Source organism: Paenibacillus sp. FSL H7-0942 (assembly GCF_045040715.1).
GTDB lineage: Bacteria > Bacillota > Bacilli > Paenibacillales > Paenibacillaceae > Paenibacillus > Paenibacillus amylolyticus.
The window spans coordinates 608,442-632,553 of the sequence record NZ_CP150279.1 but is presented as its reverse complement, the minus strand read 5'-3'; the positions used below and the strand labels follow the sequence as shown (position 1 = coordinate 632,553).

Below are 24,112 nucleotides of genomic sequence, written 5' to 3'. Positions count from 1 at the left end.
TTGGTGATATATCCTATATTTATCCTTTAATCTTGGCAGCCAGAATCATTGTACCGCGCGGCTCATCTCCCATTGCATCCGGTTCAAGCGTGATGGCAACCGTATCATAGTCGTTGGCCGAATCCAATGTGTAGTATACTGCTCCCGTTCCGTCACGACTAAGGAAAGTACCCGCATTCTGAGGGGTATCTCCTTTGATCAACCAGACCTGAAAAGCCTCGTTGCCTTCCAGGTTCGGCAGGTTCTCAGCCTGCACAACCAGGTGAGTGCCTTTGCTGTCAATAACGATGGTTGCGAGACCCTGAGCTACAATGTCCTGCGTTGCAGGATTCAGCTTCACTGCCTCGCCGGTCTTCATGCCCTGTGCGGGCTTCAGAGCTGATGCCAGCTGCTCTTGCAGCTGTGCATTCTGCGCCTGTGCCTGCACCAGTTGCTCTTGCGTAGCCGACGAGCCCGCCGCTTGCTGCGTCAGCGAGTCGATCTGGCTCCGCAGCTGCGCCGTGTACACGCCCAGTAACAGTGCCGCGGCCGCAAGGCCGGCACTGGCTATGCGCCAGGCGCTGCTGCTGCGCGCACGCGCGCGCGCTTGTGGCTGCCATGGCTGTGCCTGGGCAGCCTCTTCCACCCGGGCCGCAGGCACCACCGTTACCGGCGGCAAGCCTGGCCCGGGCTGCGCCGCACGTTTGTGCTGCGGCGCAAGATCCTCCTGAAGCACCACGGGTGCTTCAGGCTCTGCAGGAGCAGCCGCTGGCTTCGCCTCGGCGCTCTCCTGCACATGTCCGAGCACGTTGCCCAGCACACGTGCTCGCATGCCTTGCGGCGGTGCTACAGGTTCCGCCGCCAGTGGCAGGAAGCCAGTCACTTCCTGCAATTCCCTTACCTCCTGGCGGCAAGGTTCGCAAGTTGCCATATGCGCTTCAAACGCCGCCACTTCCTCTGCTTCCAGTCCGCCCAGCACATACATCGGTGCCAGATCAGACCACTCCTCATGTCGTTCTATCATGGATGTATGCCCTCCCTTCCCGCGTCCGGATGCAATTCAGCATCGGCCAGCAACTTTTGGAGCTGTCGCATGGCAAGCCTGACACGGCTCTTTACTGTACCCAGCGGAATCCCGAATCGGCTGGATACTTCCTGCTGGGTTAATCCCGCATAATAAATCGATTCTATAACTTGTTGCTGATCACCGTTCAATTGGGACAACGCCTCTTTAATCCGGGTACCTTCCCATTTACGCTGCACTTCTTCTTCCGTGTTCGTATGTTCATCGGCATAGGCTGCCAGTGTCTCGTGTTCAACTGAAGTAGTCGCTGCCCCTTTTGATTTCCGCCTCAGCATGTCCACTGCAATGTTACGCGTAATCGCAAACATCCATGTGGTCAGCTTCCCCTGTGAGGCATCGTAACGTTCGGCATTATTCCAGACCCGCATAAAAAGTTCCTGAACGGTCTCTTCTGCCGTCATGGGATCACCAACGATCCGGTAGGCAAAAGAATACACCGCTCGCTCATAACGGTCATATAAAAGCTCCAGTGCGGAGGCATCACGTTCCGCAATCTGCCGCATTAACCTGCTGTCCTCCATCGATTCAGTCATGCGAGGGCCCCTTTCTGTTTCTTCCCTCTTATTATAACCTACGCAGAATCTTTTGAAGAGGATTACCCCTATGAAGAAATAGTTTGAAAAATTTTCTGTATCTTTTCAAACCAACCTTTCACTTTCTAACATAAAAACAGTCCGAAAACATGCTGCTCTGGTCGCGCTTTCCTTTTTATTGCAGAAAATTACAACCTGTGGTATACTATAAGAGTTGTATTAAACAACCTCATATGATTTCTGTCTTCTTTAAACCCCGGAATATTTTCTTCATGCTGCGACCGCAGCGAACTATAAGCACAATTAACCTATGAAGATTGAAGAACCTGAATCACAATAACCCGGTAGTACAGAGTTTCACAAGATGTTCCCATTCACACTGGCGCGGTCATCGGAGCCGCAAGGACAAAAGAGAGGTAGGGCTTTTGTTGTTTTGGATATCACTTATTCTTGAGAAGATTGAAAACATACACAAAGCACCCGGAATTGGGTTCCGGGTGTTTATCCATGTCTACATATCAAATTTAGCAACATCTACAGACTGTCGGACACCGTTCCTACATTAAGAAAAGTCCTCCTTCCACTTTTCAGACTAACCAGATAAATTCGGCTCTGCTTTTAAAACTTTTCCATTCTCCCACTGACTGCACTCCTCGATACTTCCTTACTTCCTTACTTCCTTACTTCCTTACTTCCTTACTTCCTTACTTCCTTACTTCCTTACTTCCTTACTTCCTTACTTCCTTACTTCCTTCTTCAATTGTGCAAATAACGCCGGCCTCTAAAGCAACTGTTTACGCTCACCAGACGCTAACGAATCCTGCACACCTTATATTGAGGATTTCTATGCTATGTAAAATCTAACGAATCTCAGCCACGTTAATCCATGCCACTTCATGAATATAGGCTCCAAACATGCCCAGGTTCAGATAATAAGACGTCTACGATTCGTTAAACTTGTGAAATGGGAAAAATGCATGGAATAGAGGCTGTGGAGTTCGTTAAAGAAAGTAATCCCAACGCTCCTTCACTTCTAATAAAAAAGGGACACCGCAGGATGGAATCCTACGTTGTCCCTTTCTGAATCATAGGTACGTTATGCCCCAACATGGAACTCAGACTTCGGAGTTTATTTAGAGCATCTATCACAACGATCCACGATTAGCAAAGTCCCCTTGCACTCACAAATCCTTAGATAAACATCGTTTTGGAGATGATGACCAGCAAGATGAACAGTACAAGGATCGTACCCATGGAACCCCAGCTTCCGCCGCCATGACCATAGGATACTCCACAACCCTGTTGATAACCGTGCATCATTGGAGCCTGATTGGCATGGTGTCCGTATCCATAGCCATATCCCATTGGCATTGTTCCACAACCATATCCATACCCATGCATTTCATGACCTGTGTATTGGTATCCTTGCATATGCTCATAACCTCCCATATGTCCGTATACGTGTCCCTGTCCGTTCGGTGAATTCGGTTTTACTTCGCTCATTGTTCATTCCTCCTTAACATTTGCCTACACCCCTAAGCTATGTATTATGCCTACCTCTGGACCGGGCTATCGCCCTCATTTTGACAAAATGGGCGTTTAGCCATGAGGAACCTTCCCCATTTTCGAAGCATACTCCGCCCTTCCATTTCTTGAATTCCACCAATTCTTCCGTTCAACCACAAGCTATCTTATCTGTCTGGCTCTCCACCATGCTTGTCCTCTAGAAAAAAAACCCCACCGGTTGCCCGGCAGAGCTCGCCATATTATACCCAGAAAGATTTAGTGATGATTACGAGGAGAATGAACAGAACCAGGATTGCTCCGGTCGATGTCCAGCCGCCGTATCCTACGCCTTCAACTACGTTGCTCATGCAGAACCCTCCTTTACAAATATATTAGGGTCCAAGCGGTTTATTAGATCAAGAATGCTTTAGAGATGATGACCAACAAGATAAAGAGAACCAAGATCGCGCCAGTCGATGTCCATGCGCCGCCGTATCCACCTACTACTCCACTCATGTAAACCCCTCCTTTGATTTGAGGTACAGTTCACTATATGCACCAATCACACATGGGACCGGGCTCAGGTCGAAAAATGGGCTGTTTTTTTGCCGACTATTCGTTAATTTCACCTACATAAAGGGTTAGTTCTTAAGTCGGAATGTTATGTTCATATATATTTAAGTCATAAATAAATCCCACGGTTATATCAACCAAATGTATGTACTATCGCTCAAAATGGATACCCATACGGTATATTATTAGCTTTTAACTTGTTAAATACAGATAAATTACCTTTTTAGCAATTATAAATACTGAAATCTTTATTTATGTTATTATTTTACTAATAAAGTAGAAAGGAGTTTCTATGCTCACCACCTAAACTAGATTATGCCAAACGAAATGATGACCTTAGAAAAAATCCCAACCGATGGGAAGCACATTAGGAGAAATTAGACATAATGAAGAAACTTATTACGATTTTGGCATTAGCCACATTGCTTACTGCTTGTGGTAATTCAGAAACAAACACAACAACCAATAGCCAAACGTCCGAAGCATCCACGGCAACTGAAACTGTTTCAACAGAAGCTAAAGCTGCGAAATACACTACATATAGTGGAGAAGGATTTTCTTTTGCATATCCTGAATCCTGGAAAAGCGTAGATACAAGTCAATTGAATGCTCCATCCATTAAAGCTGCTTTTTCAGACCAATCTTCATCAGTCACATTTGCAGATAATATGAATCTGACGATTGAGGCCAGCTCAACCGGTTCAATTAATCCTGAAGAATACGCCAATAATATAGTGGATTATTACACACAAAGCGGTTCAAGCATCGGCATTTCCGATTATAAAAAAACCAGCTACACAAACAAGCCTTATAAAGAATATAGCGCTGGTGTCTTGGAAGGAGCCTATAAGCATTCCTCGGGTACAGATGTTATCCTTGTGCAGTATCTGATTCCGACCAATACAGAACTCTATACCATGACGTTAACCTACGCCAAGGATACTTATAATCAGGATGAGATCAAAGATATCCTTGATTCCCTGAGCATTACTGCTCCTCTGGAGCAAACAGCACCAACTGCAACGACTGGAAATTCATCTGTTACGGCATCAGCTGCGGATTTCTTTAATGAGTTAACTCCGTACATTACAGAAGACACAGCCTTTATGGAGCAGGCATCTTATGATTTCTTTGGTAAACATAACGATGTATTCCCTGCCATTACGGCAGAACTAAGCAAAAAGGTACAGGGACTCGTTGACTCCAATGTAACGACCCGTCATCTGAATAAAAATGTAGCCAACTATTACAATACTTTCGTACAAGTTAACGGGGAAGTCATTTCCGTTGAAGAAGATAGCTCTCTCGGAGCAACCTTCTCTATCGTTCATGTCATGGATGAGAACGGAAACGATATTATAGCTTTGTACCCTGCAACGACTGGAGATCTGCTTGACGGCGATTACGCTACTGTGATCGGTGCTCCAATTACCAACTTCTCTTTTGAAAATGTTGGCGGTGGTTACACCAACGCCACGTTGATTGGAGCCTCATTGGTAGTTGCAGATTAATTAAAATGTTAAATGAGTATACAAAAAGACCAGCTTAATGAACGTTAAGCTGGTCTTTTTGTCTTTCAGTTTATAGATGTCAGAAATTCACGTTAACTACGCAGAGACACAATCTAACCTTTAATTAATGACTTATAACATACCGAATAACCGTATTTACGGATGTTTATACTAAACCATTAATTCGGACGCGCCTGAAGTGACGTCAGTTTATCCTGAACCGATTGTAACTTCTGTAAACTTGAGGCATCCGGTTTATCACGACGGTCGTCAATTTTGACGGATGTGGAAACACGCTGAGCTCCTGACAGAAACGGCGCTTCATGCAGAGCCGCAATTGCTGTAAAGATCTCGTTAAGCGGTCCCTCAATAATGGTGCTCATGGAAGTTAACTGATATGTAATGCCCCGTTGATGTTCCAATACCTTTTGCATGTCCGCCACATAACTGCTTAGACTGGTTGTACCCGTTCCGATTGGAATTACAGTCACTTCTGCTATTGCCATTTTGCTCCGCCTCCTCTGGGCCCCGTGAACAACCGCTGCCGCTAATTTCAGTCGATTTTTGACTGTTTTTATTCTACCAGTTGAATGCGTTACAATTCAAACTGACGTGAAGACGTCATTCAAATTGTTCAAAAATTTTTTTTGATAAATCTTCAAATCTTCCAGTCCTTTTCCTTTGCGGATTCCTGGCTTAAATGGTATACTCGGAATTACGTTTTACTGTATCGGCCCACTTTACAAACACAATATGTTGGGTTACAGTATGTTGACAGCTACAAAATGTAGTAACACTAGATTTCTCCGCTTCTATTAGTCACCTTCTGCATTCTCGCGAAAAACAGGATGAAATCACCTCCAAAGGCACGTCCCTGTAGGTGTAAATCGCTTTCTCGAAACAGAGTTGACATGGAGGTTAACGGGGCTGTTTGGACTGCATCCGGTATCCTCAAACTACAGGCACATCTGCAATAGACCAAAGCTTACATAAGCACCCTTTTCTGTCGATATCCAGAACTTCTAAGACAGTAAGGAAGCCAGAGCATCCATGGGCATTTTCAGCCGCGAGGCGGGAGAATGCTTTTTATATGAGCATGTTCTGAATTGTGCTGTTTTGTGCTCCTCAAGTTGAGCGATTTAAGACATGAACTTGTCACCGCCGTTTCAGTCTGCCAAAAGCAACCTTTACCTTTTTCTCACCGTAAGACAACACTCAATTCTTTATATAAAGAATTTCTCCAATTTATATCTTTAACATGCGAAAGCGAGGAATATTCATGCCACAAGTTGTGACCAAGCCGAACAACCGCCAGCTTGCCTTTGATGATATGCGCATCTCGGTATATGCCGACCGTACTCTAGAAGGACTGGAAATGCTGGACAAGGAACGTCTGGTACGTGGGGTAAACAGCAAGCTCCGCCGTGATGAAGTTACCGGAGACGAAATCAGCAACGCTTTTATCATGAGCGCACTGGAACTGGTAACTAAAGAGGAGCCTAATTGGAAATTTGCAGCGGCGCGCTCCCTGCTCACTTCCCTTTACAAAAAAGCGGCTACCAACCGCAGATACAAGTCTTACCCGGACGAGCCTTATGGCGCATTTCACCCTCTTCTTGTAGATCTCGTGAAGAAAGGTATCTACCGCGAAGAATTACTGGAATGTTACACCAAAGAACAGATCGACGAACTTGCTGAGTGCATTGACTACCGCAACGATCTGCTCTTCGATTATATCGGCTTGCTCACACTGGCAGAACGTTACCTCGCTCACGATTTTGACGGAAAAGTAATGGAATTGCCGCAAGAGCGTTACATGGTTATCGCCATGTTCCTAATGCACCAAGAGCCTGCCGAGAGACGTATGGATCTCGTCAAGGAAGCATACTGGGCCATGAGCAACATGTACATGACTGCAGCTACTCCTACGATGTCCAATGCAGGTAAAAAAGTAGCCGGTCAACTCTCCAGCTGCTTCATTGATACGGTGGACGACTCACTCGAAGGTATCTTCGATTCCAACACGGATGTAGCACGTCTGAGCAAAATGGGTGGCGGCATCGGCGTTTACCTCGGCAAAGTCAGAGCTCGTGGTTCGGATATCCGTGGTCACCAAAATACAAGTTCCGGTGTAATCCCTTGGATTCGCCAACTAAACAATACAGCGGTCAGCGTAGACCAGCTCGGTACGCGTAAAGGTGCCATTGCCGTGTACCTGGACGTTTTCCACAAAGACATTCTGGCCTTCCTCGATCTGAAGCTGAACAACGGTGACGAGCGTATGCGTGCGCATGACGTATTCCACGGCATCTGTCTGCCTGACTTGTTCATGGAGCGGGTATCCACCCGTGGCGAATGGAGCCTGTTCTGTCCGCACGAAACGAAGAAAGTGATGGGCTGGAAGGACGAGAATGGTCGTGCACTCGGACTGGAAGATTTCTATGATGAGTCCTTTGGTGAAGGTGCGTTCCGTGATAAATACGAAGAAGCGGTGAATCACCCACTGCTGTCCCGGATTACAGTACAGGCGATTGACATCATGAAGCGTGTACTGAAATCCCAACTGGAGACAGGTACGCCATACATGTTCTACCGCGATACGGTTAACCGCTCGAATCCTAACCGTGCACACGGTATGGTATACTCCTCCAACCTGTGTACCGAAATTATGCAGAACCAGTCTGCCACTGTAATTGAAAAGGAAGAACTCGTAACCAAGGATGGACAAACTCGCATCGTGATTTCCAAAGTGCCTGGCGACTTTGTTGTCTGCAACCTGAACTCCATCCATCTGGCACGTGCTATACCTCATAATGTATTGGAGCGTCTCGTTCCAATTCAGGTGCGCATGCTGGACAACGTTATCGACATTAACAACATTGAAGTGTTGCAAGCCCAATATACCAACAGCCAATATCGCGCAGTCGGTCTGGGAACGTTTGGACTTCACCACCTGCTTGCTCTCAAAGGCATTCATTGGGAGTCTGACGAAGCTGTAACGTATAACGATAATCTGTATGAAAAAATTAACTACCTGCTCGTGAAATCCAGTATGGAGCTGTCCAAAGAAAAGGGACATTATCCGAAATTCAAAGGTTCCGATTGGGAAAGTGGTCATTACTTCGACCAACGCGAGTACACATCAGGTGAGCGCGTAGGCGAGTTCGTGACAACCGAACAGTGGAAAGAACTTCAAGCCGAAGTACGACAAAACGGTGTACGTAATGCCTGGTTGTTCGCCATTGCACCTAATGGTTCCACGTCCATTATTGCCGGTTCAACGGCTAGTATTGATCCGCTCTATGAGCTGTTATCTTATGAAGAGAAAACAACTTACAAAATTGCCAATCCGGCTCCGGATCTGTCCGAAAAAACAAGCCCTTATTACCAAACAGCGTTCCAGGTGGACCAACATGCTTCCATTAATATGGCGGCTGCCCGTCAGCGCCACGTCGATCAGGGACAAAGTTTCAACTTCTATGTTCGACCAGATATCAAAGCAACAGAATTCCTGGAATTGCATCTGCACGCTTGGAGAGCCGGCATGAAATCAACTTATTATGTTCGTAGCCGGGCATTAACGATTGAAGAATCTTAATTTTTGCGCAAGTTACGTTTTATCCATGATAGAGAAGATTTACTAGATTCGAGGTGACCACCAGGGCATCCTGTTTTGATTGCAAAATGGCGTTGCCCTGGTTCTTTTTTGCCTAAAACACGATCACAGCATCGCAAGATGTTGATATAGATGATTTCCCAAAGTTCTGTCGGCAGAACATTATGAAATTTCAAGGAGTGAACGGAACAATGCAAGTACAGAAAATTTTTAACACCGAAGCCCCTAACCAATCAACCCGTATTATTGAAGGTGAATGCTCCGGTATCCTGAACTGGAACGACATTCGCATGCCTCATATGTACAAATTGTACAAAGTACTGCTGCTCAACCACTGGATTGCAGACGAGATTCCAATGTCCAAAGATGCTTCCCAGTTTGCTCAACTGGATGAGGAAGAGCAACGTACGTTTAAAATCAACATCTCCCTGCTCGCGGTACTTGATTCCATGCAGACGATGTTTGTTGGTGACGTAAAACGTTACTTTACTGATTCTTCACTCGAAGCGATCTCGGCCATTATCGGACAACAGGAAGTCGTTCATAACCAATCCTACTCCTACGTCCTGTCTTCGATCGTATCTGATCGGGAGCAAAAGGAAATTTTCGAATACTGGAAACATGATCCAGTCCTGCTTGACCGTAACCGTTTCATCGCAGATATTTACCAAACATTCCGGGACGAGCCGTCTCCACAGACGTTCTTCCAGGCCATGGTAGCCGATCTGGTACTCGAAGGTATCTTCTTCTATAGTACGTTTGCCTTCTTCTACAACCTGGCCCGTGACCAGAAAATGATGGCAACCAGCCAGATGATCTCGTATATCCAGCGGGATGAAAACCAACACTGTTACTTCTTCGCTGAAGTGTACAAACAGTTGCTGGTGGACTTCCCTGAACTGAACACACCTGAGAACATGGACTACGTATACACAACCATCCATCGTGCTGTTGAGCTTGAAACCAACTGGGCACATTACACACTCAGCAACGTGCGCGGTATTGACCTGAACGAGTTGGAAGATTACATCAAGTACATCGCCAACAAACGCCTGCGTCTAATGGGTATGGAAAAAGCATATGAAGGTGTGGATGTAAACTGCATGCCTTGGATTAAGCCATTCTCCGATGAAGCATTAAATGCAACTAAAACCGACTTCTTCGAAGCTAAATCCCGTAACTACGGTAAAGTTGGCGACGATAACGGATTTGACGATTTGTAAATTCTTCTGATCGGGTATCTACTACTTGAGTATATCTGGTATAAATAAACACAAATTAAAGCACTCCCTTTGATAGAATGCCTTCATGGCTATCTGCATGCGGGAGTGTTTTTTTGTCTCTTAACCTTGTAAGATAGTTTTGAAAGAGATTCATACCCCTCCTACGGAAGTGAGGCCTATTCATGGAAAGAGAACTGCTGGAACAAATCAACTTGTGGCATGAGCAGGACCAATTTAGTCTCATTATTGAACATATTGAACGAATCCCCGTCTCAGAGCGGGATTATGATCTGATTGGTCAACTCGCCAGAGCCTATAACAATGACGCACGTTACCGCGAAGCCATTCAACATTTGTTGTCTGTCCAGGAGCAAGGGGTAAGCGACCCGCTCTGGCAATACCGTTTGGGTTATGCATACTGTCATATAGCGAGTTATGAACAGGCATTACTGGCTTTTGAGAGAGCTGATGAACTTCTGCCCCATGATGAATCTACCCTTGAATTCCTTCGCGAGATTCGTCCCGAAGCGGACAAGATGCGTCAAGATCGCCAGCGTCATGAAGAGGAGCTTGCCGCATTCGAGCAGAGCGGTATACAGAACCATCTAAGAGCCGCTTCAGGGACTTATGATCCCGCAACGTTCTGGGTACAGAGTGATTATGCCCAGGAAAATCATGTATCAGAACCTTTTGATGAAGAAGAGATTTTGACTATTGAGAAGGAATTGGGTTACAAGCTGCCCGCTTCCTATATTCAACTGATGAATACGCAAAACGGCGGTATCCCTACGCTCACTGTATTTCCCACCAAAGAAGCGACTTCCTGGGCTGAGGATCACATTGCCATTTCAAGCATTATGGGAATTGGGCACGATAAAATATACGCACTCGCTGGTGAGCTGGGAAGTCGGTTCATGATCGAGGATTGGGGATACCCCGACCTGGGGATTGTGATCTGTGATTGTCCATCCGCTGGTCATGATGTTGTTATGCTGGATTATCGCTTCTGTGGCTCTGAAGGCGAACCCTGTGTAGTTCATGTCGATCAGGAAAATGATTATGAGATTACATATCTTGCGCCCAATTTTGAAGCTTTCATCCGTGGATTGGTCGATGAGGATACGTATGACCTGTCTGACGAAGAGAATGAGGACTAAAACCCAGGAGGGTCCGGCCATATGACAACCCGTATATATTTTGGTTCCAATCAACTTGGCGAAGTGGCCGCAGTTCCATTGCAGGATGCGCTGAATGAGCTTGACCTGGGAACCCTTGAAGATTATCAACGAACAGATAAAGGGGTTATGGGTCAGACACTGCTCATTCGCTCTTCCCGTGGAGAGTATATTCTGAAAGGCAATCCTTTATATGCAGGACAGTTACAGGAAGAAAAGTTCTTTGTAGAACAACTGGCAAAACATACGTCCATCCCTGTCCCTGATCCATATTTGTTACATGAAGATACCCATCTGCTAGGCTGGAGTTATGCCATAATGCCACGCCTGCCCGGGAATCATCTGTATGATCCAGCATTCCAGGCTTCACTGTCACAGCAAGATCAGGAAGAGATCGCCTGTATGTTTGCCCATACTTTGGCTGAACTGCATCGCTGGAAGGTGCCTGATGCCGGGGAATATGATCCTGTAGCGCAGCAGATTGTTTCCTTTGCAGGCGATTATCTGGACTGGTTGTACGGAACCATTCGTCACTGGTTACATGATGCTGAACAGTACTCGGTGATTACGGATGAAGATGTTCAGTGGGTGGACGAGCAATTCAAGAATGCTGAACCGGCATTTCGGTCCAGGGCTGTTCCGTGTTTTGTTATGGGAGACTTCAAGGTCGAGAATATTCTGATACAAAATCTGGACGACCGTTCTTCAGGGTGGCAGATTAGTGGTCTGTTCGATTTTACAACGGCCTATTTCGGAGACGGTACAGCCGACCTAACCAAAATATCCACCAGGTATGTTCGTGAGGGTCAACCAGAACTGGCCGCACAGTTCCTTCGCTGCTACCGGGATCTGGTCTGTGCAGCAGATGCGGAGAAATGCCAACACTTCCGCACACGTCTCCGCATGCATCTGCTCTATCAACGTATCTTGTGGTGGGGGGAAGCCAACGCCACAGGACAAGTGACTTGGGCAGCCGACCTGCCTTTTGCACAGTGGGCGCAGCAGTCCATTAATTCGATTGTCGCATTGTTAGATTAGTAGAATGTATCGTTCCATATATGTCGCCCAACATGCGGGCGCACGTATAAAACCGCCAGAGATCATCCTTGATCTTTGGCGGTTTTCCTCATTTCACTATATTTCAGTCAACGATGGAATTTCTCAACTTAAGCTTGTGCAACGGGTGACTCCTGATGTTTCTGCAAAAACTCCAGCATCCGGCGGTACACAAGAATCTCGTTTGTTTTCCTGGAGAAGCCATGACCTTCATCATCCAGAACGATGTATTCCACATCAAGTCCCTTCGACTGGAGCGCGGCCACGATCTGATCGGATTCGGCCTTCACCACCCTTGGATCATTAGCACCCTGAATGACCAACATTGGGTTCACCATCTGATCGAGATACGTAATCGGTGAATCCTTCGTTAAACGTTCGCGGTCACGGACCGGATCACCCAGCCAGTTATCCATCATCGGTTTCCAGTCTTCCGGTACGGATTCCAGGAATGTGAACAAGTTACTTGGCCCAAAAATATCGACCGCTGCCCGAAACAGTTCCGGATGGCGACCTGCCAATAACAGGGTCATATATCCCCCATAACTTCCACCTACCACAAACAACCGCTCTGGCGAGGTAATTCCCTGATCAAACAACCAGTTGATGCCGGCAACACAGTCCAGTCTTGGGCCTTCTCCCCAATCCCGCTCAACCAATTTGACGAATTCTGCACCATACCCGGTACTGCCCCGGAAGTTAGGTGCAAAGATATGATAGCCCTGAGCGAGCATCATCTGGAACATCGGCCGAAAAAACTTTGCTTCGGAAGATTGCGGCCCACCATGAGGCCAAAATACGGTGTAACCATTGGCTTGCTCTGGTTTTGCTTTGAACAAGAGAGCTTCAATCTCCAGTCCGTCGTAGGAGTTATACTGAATAACGTCAGGGTACACGAGATCACTTGGGTCCAGTCCGGTTACCCGATTGGCAGTCAGCGGCTCCCAGGACTCAGCACCTGCTATTTTGCGATAAATGTTATGCGGTTGAATCGCTCCACGTCCGAGGATATACACATTGCCAGCCTTTGTAACGTTCACCTGCTCTATCGTATCCAGCGGCATCTCTATGCGCCGAGGCTCATCGTCATTTTTGCCCAATACGTACATACGATTCTCTGGCCCTGTAAGTGTCCAGAAATATAAGGTCTCGGAAGCCTGATGCCAGCGGATGAACTCCACATCTTCCCCTTCGATTCTGCACAATAAGCGGAATTCGCGGGTATCGATACGGTATTCAGCCACATAGGCGTATGCGGAGTCATCATTGGTAATGAACAGAAGACGATTATCATCTGCAAAAATCAGATCAGATACCTGACTATAACGTTCTGAAGCTGGCAGAACCACCATTTCTTCATTGTTACGATACAGATGCGCCGTCTGATACGTATTGGAGTACATTTTTAAAATAACATAACTCTTCTCGTCAGGACTTACAGCAACCAGGCTGCTCGTAACCTCTTCTCCACTGTATAACAGTTCATCTTCCCCTGTCTCCAGATCGATGCGGCGTGAATTCAGATAATTCGGATTACCCGCGCTGGTAACATAATAGAGACGCTGTCCATCCTCGGACAACTCAGCGAAATAACAGCGATCATTCGGTTCTGCCGGAACCACAGGCAGTGGAACACCACCCTCGGGTGGAAGTGCATACAGATGATAGTTCTCATCTCCATCCCGATCAAACGCGGTAAGCAGATGACGTCCTTGCGGGTCTGCTTTGATAAATTGACTGCTCTGATTCAAGTACGTTAAAGGATACGGGTATCCTCCAGGCAAATCCATCTCCCAAATATTCGGCTGACCGTTCAGATTGCTGTCCATGAACAAACGTTTCTCGTCTGCCGATACGGCAAAATGTGAAATACGGTACGTCTGAAAATATTGCTCGACATCCGGTTTAGGGAACTGAATCATGACAAACCTCCTTGGAATTGAACCAACGAATTTAACATTGGTAAATTAAGGTACCATTTGTCCATATTATAGGTAATGCCAATGTTTAGACAATAGATATGTAAGATTTAATTACCAATTCCCTCGTAGCTTTGTATATGATTATCCACATTCATCCAGCGTATCAGTGGTATCTCCCTCCCTGTCACGCATAATGATGCGGAGTAGCTTTTGCCCATTTTCAAAGACTGCAGCACATACTTCTGTCCGGCCCATTCCAGCAATTGCTCATGATTTCGTATCGCTTGTATCGTATTTAAATTTCTCCACTGTCCACATAAAGATTGACCTGAAGCCTTGATCCAGGCCTCCTTGCCTGTGAGGACTTTCCACAGCAGGGAAGAAGAATCCTCACCGGAACATATGGCTTCCAGCACATGATCCCGCTCTTCTTCCGTCAGGAAACGTTGGATGATGGCTTTCTCTCGCAGTAGTGGACGTACCCATTCCACATCCACCCCAAGCTCGTTGTTAGTGAATGTAACCGCCAGTACACACAGCCCATTCGTATGCGAAAGGCTGAATTGCGGACCTCCCACGAGATAAGGCTTTCCGGAAGTGCCGTATTCAAATCGAATATCCCTTACCTGAAGCTGCATGTACTGTGCCAGTACTCTTCGCAAGAAAACCCTTGAAATCATCCAGCAATGAGCCTTTAGACGTGAGGTTTTGCTGATTCTGACCATACGTTCATGTTCTTCTGAAGTCATTGCATCGGAGTCCATGGCAGCCGCTGTCTGCAGTTGATCCTCCCTTATGGGCAAAGTCTGTGTCCAAATGTGGACCTCTGGTTCTCCTGAAAATGGCGTGGACGTATCATTCCCTTGTTCCCTCATTGCCAGAAGGCTGCTGATTGTTCCGGTGCTGGAATCCATATAGCCCTCCTCCCTATGCGGTGTTACATGCTAACGTATAACAACCATCCGCAGACGAGCAGTCGTTGCAATAGTTCTGAGACCACTCATAACCTCATCTTCTGTCAATTCAAGTGCATACTTGCTGAGTTGCATATAATCCAATCCGATTACCTCATATTCGGAGACGTGCATGCATCGCTGTTTTAACGAATCCATGCCTGCATAATACTTGCTTAACCACTTCATCCGTGCATAGTTCAAGTTGGATAGAGGCATCGTTCCGTTCTGAATATGCTCACACATCTCCTCAACCCGGTTATATAAAGAAACGGGATCAGCTGAATACCCACAAGCGTTCGAAAAGGCAAATTCCTTACGATAATAGTGGTCCCATTCTACACCTTTATGAAGCAGACCCAACTCCATACATTCCGCATGGAAATCGGAAGTTTCACCCAGTAAAGCTTCAATGCCAATCATGCAAGCGACTTGCTCTTTTAAATGCATCCCATCTTTGGCACGGAACCCATACCTTACAAGCGGCAAGGACAATCCACATTCAATCTCCCGATATTGCTTATTGGAGTCCTCGCCCAAATAGTCGGGTGTAACTTCTGACAGGTAGGTACCATTCAGTGGTTCCATCGCAGGGAATTTTTCCAGCATATCCGTAATGAACTCCGTTTCAACCGGACCGGCAACCGCTATCGCCATGTTCCCTGTGGCATAGCGAGTGTTGTAGGCATGCTTCAGCTCATCCGTTGTCATTTGGTACAGACTATCCGGTGTGCCTGCAACATCCATCGTGATGGGGTGATTGCTGCCATACATCATCTGAGTCAACTGCTGCAAAGCTCGCCAGGAGGGCTGGTCTGCATACATGGACAGCTCCTGATGAATGACGGACCGTTCCTGTTCCACATGCATCGGGGTGAAATATGGAGCAGCTAGCATGCCGGTGAACACCTCCAGACTTCGTTTCAAATCGCCTGTGCAGGCCATTTGATAAGTCGTTACATCGTAACGTGTCAATGCAGATGTCGAAGCTCCCAGAGTATGAAATAACGGCTTGACGGGCCGTTGATCCGGATTGTAGAACATCATATGCTCAAGGAAATGTGCTCTGCCAGGTAGGGCTCCATCATGGATTGAGCCATAGGACACGGACCACGAAACAAAAGTATGATGGAACTGGGGTTCGGGGAAAATGTGGACCGACAGACCATTGGATAAACGCCTGCGGACAGGTGCGCTATTCACAATACTATTCATGAGTCACCTCCTGCACTGGTGCGGAATATTCGCTCTCAGGATACAAAATCCAGGTGACAGCCTTTTTCATGCCAGAGGCTACCTCAGCCACTTGTTCCGCAGTAACGCAGGATATGGCTTCCAGGAATTGCGGAGTTGTCATCTGGACCCGGTTGAGCAATCGATCGATATGAAGGTTGACCACCTGCTCAGGCAGATCGTATCCCACTTGCACATAATGCATCACATTCTGAATAGCTCTATTCAGCTCCACTTCCTGAATGTCTCCCCTGCATATCCTCAGCCATTCAGCGTCTATCGCTTCAAGGACCTCTGTCACATATCCACTGTTTGTTCCCGTTGTCACATGAAGCATTCCCCGATAATCATCCAGCGTGCTGTAGATCTGATACACCCATTGCTTTCGTTCACGAAGCTCAGATTGAAGCCTGGAAGCTGGCGTTGCGCCAAACAGGGAATGAAAAAGAAACAGGGCAGGATAATCCGACGATCCATACGTCACTTCGGTGGTAAAGGCCGCATTAATCTTGCATTGCTGAACATCCATCAGTTCAAGCATCATCTCGCCTTCCTCCCGGCGCTCAGTAGGTTGACCATGCCCGATCACAGATGGGATAGCTCCCCCCTCAGCCGTGACAAGCAATGGCACAAAGGTCTCCATGACCTGAGCTATCATCACATCCGACTGGAAATCACCGATCACATGAATATGTAGTGGGCTACAAAGCACCTCCCGGTACCATTGCTGAAGTTCACCATCACGCACACAATGTTGCAGTTGCTCAACGTCGGCATTCCTGCTTCGTTCCGCATACCCAAGCCATTCCAGACTACGCCCCTGTACCACCTTGTCCCAATTGGAAACATCATAGCCAGCATGATGTTCTGCCCAACCAAGTTCCTCCTGGATCTGCACTTCATCAAAATCGAATACACCCTGAAGGCTCGATCCAAACAACATATCTGCGAGCAGCTTCAGCGCATCGAGCGTCCGTGCATCGGTCCCGGGCAGCAACCCTGCAGGGATACGCAACCGGATGGATGCGAGCTGAGTCTCCCCCTTCTGCTCCAATTCGCATCTTAGCTCATCGGCATACATAGACCATAGTTGCTGCTGTAGCCTTCTTTTGCCGAGAGAATCCTGCCTGAAAAGCAGCCGCACAATGACTGCAAATACCGCTGAGGGAATCCTTCCCTGTTCGTTAACGATACCCAGGTGGAGATAACAGTTGGCGTATTGGCTTGTTGGCATCACATGGACCGATAGACGATTGTACTGCTCCGTAATGAAAGACTGCATCCTTGCCTCCCCCTTATCTGACGGTTAACCCAAATTGTAGATCATGCCACTCGCGGTGTTCAGTCCAAGCTGACCGAATCCCTCCAGCGGCTTGGAGAACCAGTCCACCTGACTCTCAGCTTCCGCTGAATGAAGATTAGTCTCATCCTCTTTCCAGTGAATCACTTGCTGATGGTGACGGTCCCAGAATCTCCATAATGCAGGCTGCTTCAGCAGTTGATTGCGAAACGGCTCATATACACGTCCTGCTGATTCTTGAATATCCCCTTCTAAAATGAAAGGCGGCAAGAAAACAATTTTGGAACGAAAATCTTCAGTCAATGTCATGAAATAGGGGCATACAGGCTTGCGTGTCTTGGCTAAAATACGAAAAATACCGCTCCTCGTCCGGATGCGTGAACTCAGGAAAGGAAGCTCCACTGCGCGATTATCCGCGTTGAACCCGGTCTGACCATCTACGAAAAGGTTGAATGAACCTCCCTTCCGCAAATGAGAATACAATCGTATGCCAATCATCTCATCCTCGGCATTCAACAGATCAGCACCTGCAAACTGCCGTAGGGTATTCCAGGACGACAGCTTCTGTTCTTGCTCTACGGTGCCCTGCTCAGCCACCAGATAGAAGGGTAATCCGGACTTCATGTGGCCTGCGCGAATCTCCTGTCCGATGGTGATCATATTATGCCTGACGAATCCATAATGCCAGGTCAACAAAGCCCCACCTTCCTGCAAAGTCGCTTGCAAATGTTCAAGCCCCTCGACTTCATCCCAATCCATAAAGGAGTAAGGGTTTTTTTTGTGTTCATCAACCGTCCGCAAAAAAGCTAGGTAATCCATCCAGATCAACTCCGGTGACGTTTCCAATTGAAGAGGCGAAAGTTCCTTAACAATATTCATTAGCGCATAGAAGAATCCCAGTCGAATTCCGTCTGTCTTTTCCCGATACAGCTCCTCCCTGACCTGTTCCCGATGTAACGTATATAATGTACGAAAATCCTTCATCCTTACACCTCCTGTATACCCTGATTCATGGATACTCCCGCTCCCGACAGCATCTCTTCTCTGGCTACTCTAATACTGGAAGAATTTTTAAACCGCCGACGATTCCGGTCGATGCCATCCACCATATAGGCCAACATCCGAAGCGCCAGCTCATATTGTCCGGGAATGTGCCGATCTGATTGCACACCCTGTCCCTCTACCATATCCATCCCTTGATAAGCTATCGGTACTTCCAGTGCTGCAGTAACGCAGTCTCGAATGTTCTGCCACGTCGGCCCTGCAGCAATTGGAAAATCAACAAAGGGGAAGCTACCCGGATCAAGGGAATCCAAGTCAAAAGTTAAATAAGCCGAGTCGACATCGTACTTCTGCCTTACCTCGTTCAGAACATGGCTCACCCTCTCGGGTGTCATATGCTCTGCCGATATCTGAATCAAGCCAGAATGGCTGTACATCTGATCTGCTGAGCGAAGACCACGCAGGCCGATCTGTACAACAGCAGCAACCGTACCCTGCTCTAGCAGATGTCTTACAAAATTGGAGTGACTGGGATGCTCCTGATGAATGGCATCGATACCGCAATCATGATGGGCATCGAACTGTACCAGCACCCTTCGACTGCCCGTGGCCTTTGCCATCATCTGAAGCACAGCATGCGTAATAGAATGGTCTCCGCCAATACAGCACAATAGTGCCTGTTGATCCAGCGCATGATCCAGTGCGGCCGCAAGCCCCTTTTGATAAGGAACAGCTGTATCCGCCTCCGCTTCATTCATAAGACAAGTACCCCAATCCTGCATGGCTACGCTCTCAAGCAATCGTCTCCCACTTCCAATATCGTACAAGCTTGAATTCCCGGACTCTTGTAACGATGGATAGATGACCTTTTTCCACGATTCTACGCGTAACGCATGCGCAAGTCCGGCAACGGAGGAGTTTAACATGCTTGTCCCACCAGAATGAGGGATACCCAAGATCCCCAGTTGAGGAGCCCCATGACCGATGAGAGGCTCATACAAAAAAAAAGGCGCTTCCGCAGGTTCCACCCCCGGCAGATCCGGGGGGCGTTGTGGCTCCAGCTCTTTCGCAGGTTCCAGCTCATAAAACTGGCTGAACGTTTCATCCGCAGCGATCCACGCATCTGCAATGCGACGTACCAGATAAGCAGGTTCTGATGTTTTCATGCAAAAACCTCCTGTACGTAGTTAGAGTCAAGTCTGTGTGGAATAGCTCTTATTCGGCAACGTCGCTTCACCTTCTGTACTGATGTCCTTATCCGCAGACGACTCCACATATTCCCGCTTCAGCATTCGCATGAAAGGTAGCAAGAACGACGACATGCCGACCACATTCATGCCAGCAATCACCGCATAGAAGTAAGTAACCTCATTGAAGGCCCGAGTCAATCCCCAGCCAAGTGCGATAATAATCAGAAAATATACCGCATTCAGGATTATGGCCTGATATCCGCGCCCGCTCTGTTCCATCGTCAGCAGGGTTGTCATCATGGGACCCATGCCAATATAGGAAAGAGCTACGATGGACAGATACCGTGCTGCTTCTGCTCGGGTTGCCGCGTCTTCGATTAGGAATGCGATAAGCGGATCTCGCCAGATCCAGACGGCAACGGCAATGATTACGTATAGAGCAAAGGATTGCAGCAGACCTTGGCGATAGCTTGCATAGGCCCTTGGCCGGTGTGGTGACTGCAAATTATGATTGATGATAATGCCGATGGCGGATCCAATCACGATACCCGGCAGAATCGCCATCGTCTGAATTCGATAACCAACGCCAAAGCCAGCAACCGCCCCTTCGCCAAAGTGACTGACAATTTTATTGAAAAAAAATGTACTCAGAAAAATCATGCAGTACGAGATGAACACAGGAATACCGACATGCCTGAGGGCCATCAGATGTTTTTGGGCAAAAGCAAAGCGTTCAAAGATCATTTCCCGACGAATGAACAGAATCAGCAGGGAGATGGCCAAGGACAAGACGGAAGTGATCAGGTTGGCATAGATGATGCCCTTCAGATCCAACCCGAAGACCGACACAAATGTATACACAAGAGCAATGTTTAGCATCGCCATCCCAACCGCGTTCCACGAAGCTGCCTGTGCCCGGCCCAGTCCTCGTAACGCCGCACTGGTCACCGCCGCCAGGACAGCCGGGATGCTCACTGCCATCATGCCCCCTACGTACAGCGTAAACATGGGCCCAATGTCGGCAGGCACACGGTAAAACCATGAGAGCACAGGGGTCAGTAACATCACAATGCCCCCGGTCAGAATGGCAAGCAGCATTGCACTGCCCATCATGTGCACGAACAGCTGGGTAAATGCACGTGAGCCCCCGGCACGACTGCGCGCCACCGCGACCTGAACAGACAGCTGCATCGCTTCGATGATGGCAATCATGACGAATGAGACAGGAATATACAATGAGAGCACATATAATACACTTTGACTCGTATGACCCAAGAAGAATACATTGGCCAGTTGTGTAATCACGTTAACCAGAGAAGCGAGCAGCATCGGAACGGCCGTACGGAATAACAAACGATGGATCGAGCCGGCCGTATAATCGATCCCCTGCATGGGGTTCACCTCCACAATTCATGAAGTCTTGATTTCTTGATTCATTGTAAGCCTGCTGAGGATCGGCAGACGTATCACATGCACGCAACAAGCCGATATCATCCGATCGTCATCCCATGAGACGAGCATGACCCGATCATCCGGCCTGATGATCCCCCGCTCTAGCTTATCTGCCAGCTGTATCCATACATCACCGCTCTGATAATCGGTTCGTGGTACGCAGATGGTCTTAGAAGGGGAAATATGCAAAACAGCACTGCCATTGAGACGTAATCCCAGTCTCGACTGAAGAATGACATGCACGGCTCCATGGCTATCCATCCATTCGCGGATCATGCCGAGTGCCTCGGATGAAAAAGCCGTGGCATCATCCGATCTAATGATCCGTTTTCCCGCATAGTGTATCTGCAACGCTCCTTGACCAAGGCCTACCTCAAGCGCCACCGCCATGTCGCCCAAATCACCCTTAGGTTCAGATGGTTGACCATATGCAATCTGTCCATCATCATGGAGAATTCGCTGCTCCACCAGAACAATCGCAGTCCGTTCGTTAGGAAGCATGCTCCAAAGAGCAACCTGAATGGCCTCGGTGCCTGCGAGCGCACCCATATGGGTAATACCAAGTGGATGATCAACTCGCCACGGCGCCGTTTCAAGCATTCGGGCAAGTGGAGCATTCAGCGCATGACGTTCTGGACAGGTTTGGGCTAGGATCAACCAATCCCAATGCGGCTTTGTACCCAACTGCTCCAGCACCATAAGCGCAAGATCACCGGCTGTCACCCGTCTCCCGTCTGCCATAAGGGAGCGAGTCAGCGTTCCCACGCGACCATAGTAGTGATCCTCCATGTATATGTGCGGCGATACGTAAACATAATCATCCGGTGTTGGCCAATCCAGCGTGTACAGATGATCCTCCGCAGTAAGCCAGCAAATATGATCCACATAGATTGGTGCGCCAATATCACCATGAAGTGAATCAGACATGCTGCATCTTCCCGTTGGCATACGCCTGAAAAACGCTAATCTTCTGAATGGACGTTGTGCCTTCCATGAACTCAAAGGCCCTTGCATCGCGATACCATTTGTTCAACAGAGGATGCTCCAGCATGGAACCTGGCCCCATCATCTCCAGTGCCCATTCCGTCGCTTCCTCGGCAACTGACGCAGCCCGTATTTTACTGAGGGAAGCCAGATATCCCTTATTCGCATCATGGTCAATCTCTACTGCTGCATTCCGAATCATGCTGCGTAGCGCATGCAGACGCATCTCCAATCGCTCCAATTCTGTCTTTTCACGTTCTGTGAAGATCGTTCTGTGCTCCACAACATAATCATAAGCAGCCTGTGCAACACCAAGCGCCAATGCCGCCACACTAGGGCGCATCCGGTGGAATGTACGCAGTGCTCCCCACAGTCCACGCTTGGTTGGGCTTAAATGACGACCCAGAATATCTTTCTCTTCCAGTGGGAAAGCCTCGAATTGCAGATGGCTGAGTTGCAGACCGCGAAGCCCCATCGTGTCCAGCGGGGTTGCTGTGAAACCCGGCAGAGAAGGATCAACTATAGCGACCTGAATGCCCAGAGGCGTACGATTGGTCTGGGCAAATACCAGTCCAATACTCGCCCGGTGTCCGTTCCCAATGTAGAATTTATGTCCGGTTAGCTCCATTCCCCCATCCGGATGTCGCGTAATCCGCGTGCTGATCTCGGTTGCATCTGAACCCTTCTCCGGCTCTGACAAGGCAAAAACAGCCCAGGCCGGACCTTTCAGAAAGTGGCTATAAAAGCGCTCCTTCTGTTCCTCATCGCCCAAGTCAATCATGACGATGCTGGACATGGAAGGCCCAGGTCCTCCCAGAAAAACGCCCGCATCTCCTGCGGACAACTGCTCGATCGTAATGACTCTTTCCAGCGAAGAGAGTCCATAATATCGATCCTGACCTATGGTTACAATTGGCTGGCCGCCATACTCCGGGGGAATCATCATATGATTGATGGCCTGCAGGGCAGACGTGTGCAAAAAATCGGTGAGTCGGTCTGGCTCCCGGTCAATCGTCTGGCCGATCTGACGAAGCTCCACAGCATACTGCTTCATCACATGCTCGAATATCGCAATTGTTGATGGAGTAATCATCAATATTCCTCCTTAGCTGGCAACAGCATGTTTTTCACCAGTTGGCCTGCATATGTATATGCAGATACGCCATGTCTCAAAAAACCGAAACCGCCGCCAAGACGTTGAATCTGTCTGAAAGCTTCGTCCAATTCCTGATGTATCCACGCATGAACCCGGACCGATGGAAGACCTGGATTTGCTGAGAGGAAGCGGTCTTCAGGCAACGTTTCCGCCATGTAGAGCGTTGTCAGGATGTCAGCGACCATGCCTTTCACGAGCTGGTGCTGAAACGTGGATTGCCCGCCCGATATTCGCACCGACAAATGCCTGCGAACCTGCTCCAATCCAGCCTTGCACAGCTCTACGCGGAACTCAAGCAGGCGTGTTCTCAGCTCATTCGAGGTCACTTTCTCGCCTGATGTCTCTGCCTTCTCGCCCTCGTTCGGCTGTACCCGGCATAACAGTAGTCCAGAGGGCTCAAGCATCCGATCCTGCACATGAACGGCATGTAGTTGGTTCCAACGATACAGCCCTGCTGATTGTTCATGCCAAAGTAAAGCATCTTGTTCCATGAGATGAGCGGTTGCGAGCACGTAGGGACCTGTTGCCAAAAGCACTGGACGATTGTTCACCAGTAAGGTTTTTGCCTCCAACATTTCCGATATCGGAGCTACGGGGTTGCCTGCTGCCTTTGATCCGACGGGCTTAGCATCTGGGCCCTGGAATTCAATAACGTGCATTGTCA

At 48.1% G+C, this 24,112-nt stretch carries 21 protein-coding genes; 5 read left to right on the top strand and 16 right to left on the bottom strand.

Annotated features, from left to right (window positions below):
* Nucleotides 1-19: 19 nt before the first annotated feature.
* The 5 genes from MHI48_RS02930 to MHI48_RS02910 form a co-directional block, all read right to left on the bottom strand.
* Nucleotides 20-1,003: an anti-sigma factor domain-containing protein gene (locus tag MHI48_RS02930; protein WP_405142961.1), complete on the bottom strand. Its 984-nt coding sequence runs from the start codon at nucleotides 1,001-1,003 to the stop codon at nucleotides 20-22.
* Entirely contained in the window at nucleotides 1,000-1,596 is a 597-nt protein-coding gene (locus tag MHI48_RS02925) for an RNA polymerase sigma factor (RefSeq protein WP_036607374.1), read from the bottom strand. Before MHI48_RS02925 ends, MHI48_RS02930 begins: the two co-directional genes overlap by 4 nt.
* A 1,191-nt stretch (nucleotides 1,597-2,787) precedes the next feature.
* Nucleotides 2,788-3,099: a hypothetical protein gene (locus tag MHI48_RS02920; protein ID WP_017690878.1), complete on the bottom strand. Its 312-nt coding sequence runs from the start codon at nucleotides 3,097-3,099 to the stop codon at nucleotides 2,788-2,790.
* Between the two features lie 263 nt (nucleotides 3,100-3,362).
* Nucleotides 3,363-3,470, bottom strand: a complete 108-nt coding sequence (locus MHI48_RS02915) for a hypothetical protein (RefSeq protein WP_017690879.1) — start codon at nucleotides 3,468-3,470, stop codon at nucleotides 3,363-3,365.
* A 43-nt stretch (nucleotides 3,471-3,513) separates the two neighbouring features.
* Nucleotides 3,514-3,618 carry a hypothetical protein gene (locus tag MHI48_RS02910; RefSeq protein ID WP_017690880.1) on the bottom strand — a complete coding sequence of 35 codons (105 nt, stop codon included), beginning with the start codon at nucleotides 3,616-3,618 and terminating at the stop codon, nucleotides 3,514-3,516.
* 443 nt (nucleotides 3,619-4,061) lie between these two features.
* On the opposite strand from MHI48_RS02910, the gene MHI48_RS02905 reads away from it, so the two are divergent.
* Nucleotides 4,062-5,186 carry a PsbP-related protein gene (locus MHI48_RS02905; RefSeq protein ID WP_405142958.1) on the top strand — a complete coding sequence of 375 codons (1,125 nt, stop codon included), beginning with the start codon at nucleotides 4,062-4,064 and terminating at the stop codon, nucleotides 5,184-5,186.
* A gap of 179 nt (nucleotides 5,187-5,365) precedes the next feature.
* On the opposite strand, the gene MHI48_RS02900 is transcribed toward MHI48_RS02905, so the two are convergent.
* Nucleotides 5,366-5,692 (bottom strand): MTH1187 family thiamine-binding protein, encoded by a 327-nt coding sequence (locus MHI48_RS02900; RefSeq protein ID WP_076319483.1) that lies wholly within the window; start codon nucleotides 5,690-5,692, stop codon nucleotides 5,366-5,368.
* A 773-nt stretch (nucleotides 5,693-6,465) separates the two neighbouring features.
* Here MHI48_RS02900 and MHI48_RS02895 point away from each other — a divergent pair.
* The 4 genes from MHI48_RS02895 (at nucleotide 6,466) to MHI48_RS02880 (ending at nucleotide 12,238) form a co-directional block, all read left to right on the top strand.
* Nucleotides 6,466-8,784: a ribonucleoside-diphosphate reductase subunit alpha gene (locus tag MHI48_RS02895; protein ID WP_405142956.1), complete on the top strand. Its 2,319-nt coding sequence runs from the start codon at nucleotides 6,466-6,468 to the stop codon at nucleotides 8,782-8,784.
* Nucleotides 8,785-8,993: 209 nt separating this feature from the next.
* A complete protein-coding gene (locus tag MHI48_RS02890) occupies nucleotides 8,994-10,025 on the top strand; it encodes a ribonucleotide-diphosphate reductase subunit beta (RefSeq protein ID WP_036607380.1) in 1,032 nt (343 codons plus the stop codon).
* A 182-nt stretch (nucleotides 10,026-10,207) separates the two neighbouring features.
* Nucleotides 10,208-11,182, top strand: coding sequence for an SMI1/KNR4 family protein (locus MHI48_RS02885; RefSeq protein ID WP_405142954.1), 975 nt, complete (start codon nucleotides 10,208-10,210; stop codon nucleotides 11,180-11,182).
* A 21-nt stretch (nucleotides 11,183-11,203) separates the two neighbouring features.
* Complete coding sequence (locus MHI48_RS02880) at nucleotides 11,204-12,238, top strand: phosphotransferase family protein (protein ID WP_405142952.1); 1,035 nt, start codon at nucleotides 11,204-11,206, stop codon at nucleotides 12,236-12,238.
* Nucleotides 12,239-12,366: 128 nt separating this feature from the next.
* Here the strand turns inward: MHI48_RS02880 and MHI48_RS02875 are convergent, their stop codons facing one another.
* The 10 genes from MHI48_RS02875 to MHI48_RS02830 all read right to left on the bottom strand — a co-directional run bounded on the left by MHI48_RS02875 (nucleotide 12,367) and on the right by MHI48_RS02830 (nucleotide 24,107).
* The gene (locus tag MHI48_RS02875; protein WP_405142950.1) at nucleotides 12,367-14,178 is read right to left on the bottom strand and encodes a S9 family peptidase; all 1,812 of its coding nucleotides are present in this window, start codon (nucleotides 14,176-14,178) and stop codon (nucleotides 12,367-12,369) included.
* A 107-nt stretch (nucleotides 14,179-14,285) separates the two neighbouring features.
* Nucleotides 14,286-15,092, bottom strand: a complete 807-nt coding sequence (locus MHI48_RS02870; protein WP_405142948.1) for a 4'-phosphopantetheinyl transferase family protein — start codon at nucleotides 15,090-15,092, stop codon at nucleotides 14,286-14,288.
* 30 nt (nucleotides 15,093-15,122) lie between these two features.
* Nucleotides 15,123-16,346 carry a M16 family metallopeptidase gene (locus MHI48_RS02865; protein WP_405142946.1) on the bottom strand — a complete coding sequence of 408 codons (1,224 nt, stop codon included), beginning with the start codon at nucleotides 16,344-16,346 and terminating at the stop codon, nucleotides 15,123-15,125.
* Nucleotides 16,339-17,646 carry a M16 family metallopeptidase gene (locus tag MHI48_RS02860; protein WP_405142944.1) on the bottom strand — a complete coding sequence of 436 codons (1,308 nt, stop codon included), beginning with the start codon at nucleotides 17,644-17,646 and terminating at the stop codon, nucleotides 16,339-16,341. The genes MHI48_RS02865 and MHI48_RS02860 overlap by 8 nt, the downstream gene beginning before the upstream one ends.
* Nucleotides 17,647-17,670: 24 nt before the next feature.
* Nucleotides 17,671-18,648 (bottom strand): hypothetical protein, encoded by a 978-nt coding sequence (locus tag MHI48_RS02855; protein WP_211084218.1) that lies wholly within the window; start codon nucleotides 18,646-18,648, stop codon nucleotides 17,671-17,673.
* Nucleotides 18,649-18,650: 2 nt separating this feature from the next.
* Nucleotides 18,651-19,832, bottom strand: coding sequence for an arginase family protein (locus tag MHI48_RS02850; RefSeq protein WP_405142942.1), 1,182 nt, complete (start codon nucleotides 19,830-19,832; stop codon nucleotides 18,651-18,653).
* Between the two features lie 27 nt (nucleotides 19,833-19,859).
* Entirely contained in the window at nucleotides 19,860-21,248 is a 1,389-nt protein-coding gene (locus tag MHI48_RS02845) for an MATE family efflux transporter (protein WP_405142940.1), read from the bottom strand.
* Between the two features lie 18 nt (nucleotides 21,249-21,266).
* Nucleotides 21,267-22,235, bottom strand: a complete 969-nt coding sequence (locus MHI48_RS02840) for a hypothetical protein (RefSeq protein WP_036672135.1) — start codon at nucleotides 22,233-22,235, stop codon at nucleotides 21,267-21,269.
* Nucleotides 22,228-23,385, bottom strand: coding sequence for an acyl-CoA dehydrogenase family protein (locus MHI48_RS02835; protein ID WP_051449817.1), 1,158 nt, complete (start codon nucleotides 23,383-23,385; stop codon nucleotides 22,228-22,230). Before MHI48_RS02835 ends, MHI48_RS02840 begins: the two co-directional genes overlap by 8 nt.
* Entirely contained in the window at nucleotides 23,385-24,107 is a 723-nt protein-coding gene (locus MHI48_RS02830; protein ID WP_036672138.1) for a hypothetical protein, read from the bottom strand. Before MHI48_RS02830 ends, MHI48_RS02835 begins: the two co-directional genes overlap by 1 nt.
* Between the last annotated feature and the right edge of the window lie 5 nt (nucleotides 24,108-24,112).

What these genes read in the sequence shown, in the direction of transcription:
- MHI48_RS02905 (WP_405142958.1), top strand. Translation starts at nt 4,062, where the DNA reads ATGAAGAAACTTATTACGATTTTGGCATTAGCCACATTGCTTACTGCT.
- MHI48_RS02930 (WP_405142961.1), bottom strand. Translation starts at nt 1,003, where the DNA reads ATGATAGAACGACATGAGGAGTGGTCTGATCTGGCACCGATGTATGTG.
- MHI48_RS02850 (WP_405142942.1), bottom strand. Translation starts at nt 19,832, where the DNA reads ATGAAAACATCAGAACCTGCTTATCTGGTACGTCGCATTGCAGATGCG.
- MHI48_RS02840 (WP_036672135.1), bottom strand. Translation starts at nt 22,235, where the DNA reads ATGTCTGATTCACTTCATGGTGATATTGGCGCACCAATCTATGTGGAT.
- MHI48_RS02915 (WP_017690879.1), bottom strand. Translation starts at nt 3,470, where the DNA reads ATGAGCAACGTAGTTGAAGGCGTAGGATACGGCGGCTGGACATCGACC.
- MHI48_RS02880 (WP_405142952.1), top strand. Translation starts at nt 11,204, where the DNA reads ATGACAACCCGTATATATTTTGGTTCCAATCAACTTGGCGAAGTGGCC.
- MHI48_RS02900 (WP_076319483.1), bottom strand. Translation starts at nt 5,692, where the DNA reads ATGGCAATAGCAGAAGTGACTGTAATTCCAATCGGAACGGGTACAACC.
- MHI48_RS02875 (WP_405142950.1), bottom strand. Translation starts at nt 14,178, where the DNA reads ATGATTCAGTTCCCTAAACCGGATGTCGAGCAATATTTTCAGACGTAC.
- MHI48_RS02910 (WP_017690880.1), bottom strand. Translation starts at nt 3,618, where the DNA reads ATGAGTGGAGTAGTAGGTGGATACGGCGGCGCATGGACATCGACTGGC.
- MHI48_RS02890 (WP_036607380.1), top strand. Translation starts at nt 8,994, where the DNA reads ATGCAAGTACAGAAAATTTTTAACACCGAAGCCCCTAACCAATCAACC.
- MHI48_RS02870 (WP_405142948.1), bottom strand. Translation starts at nt 15,092, where the DNA reads ATGGATTCCAGCACCGGAACAATCAGCAGCCTTCTGGCAATGAGGGAA.
- MHI48_RS02830 (WP_036672138.1), bottom strand. Translation starts at nt 24,107, where the DNA reads ATGCACGTTATTGAATTCCAGGGCCCAGATGCTAAGCCCGTCGGATCA.
- MHI48_RS02845 (WP_405142940.1), bottom strand. Translation starts at nt 21,248, where the DNA reads ATGCAGGGGATCGATTATACGGCCGGCTCGATCCATCGTTTGTTATTC.
- MHI48_RS02925 (WP_036607374.1), bottom strand. Translation starts at nt 1,596, where the DNA reads ATGACTGAATCGATGGAGGACAGCAGGTTAATGCGGCAGATTGCGGAA.
- MHI48_RS02855 (WP_211084218.1), bottom strand. Translation starts at nt 18,648, where the DNA reads ATGAAGGATTTTCGTACATTATATACGTTACATCGGGAACAGGTCAGG.
- MHI48_RS02895 (WP_405142956.1), top strand. Translation starts at nt 6,466, where the DNA reads ATGCCACAAGTTGTGACCAAGCCGAACAACCGCCAGCTTGCCTTTGAT.
- MHI48_RS02835 (WP_051449817.1), bottom strand. Translation starts at nt 23,385, where the DNA reads ATGATTACTCCATCAACAATTGCGATATTCGAGCATGTGATGAAGCAG.
- MHI48_RS02920 (WP_017690878.1), bottom strand. Translation starts at nt 3,099, where the DNA reads ATGAGCGAAGTAAAACCGAATTCACCGAACGGACAGGGACACGTATAC.
- MHI48_RS02860 (WP_405142944.1), bottom strand. Translation starts at nt 17,646, where the DNA reads ATGCAGTCTTTCATTACGGAGCAGTACAATCGTCTATCGGTCCATGTG.
- MHI48_RS02865 (WP_405142946.1), bottom strand. Translation starts at nt 16,346, where the DNA reads ATGAATAGTATTGTGAATAGCGCACCTGTCCGCAGGCGTTTATCCAAT.
- MHI48_RS02885 (WP_405142954.1), top strand. Translation starts at nt 10,208, where the DNA reads ATGGAAAGAGAACTGCTGGAACAAATCAACTTGTGGCATGAGCAGGAC.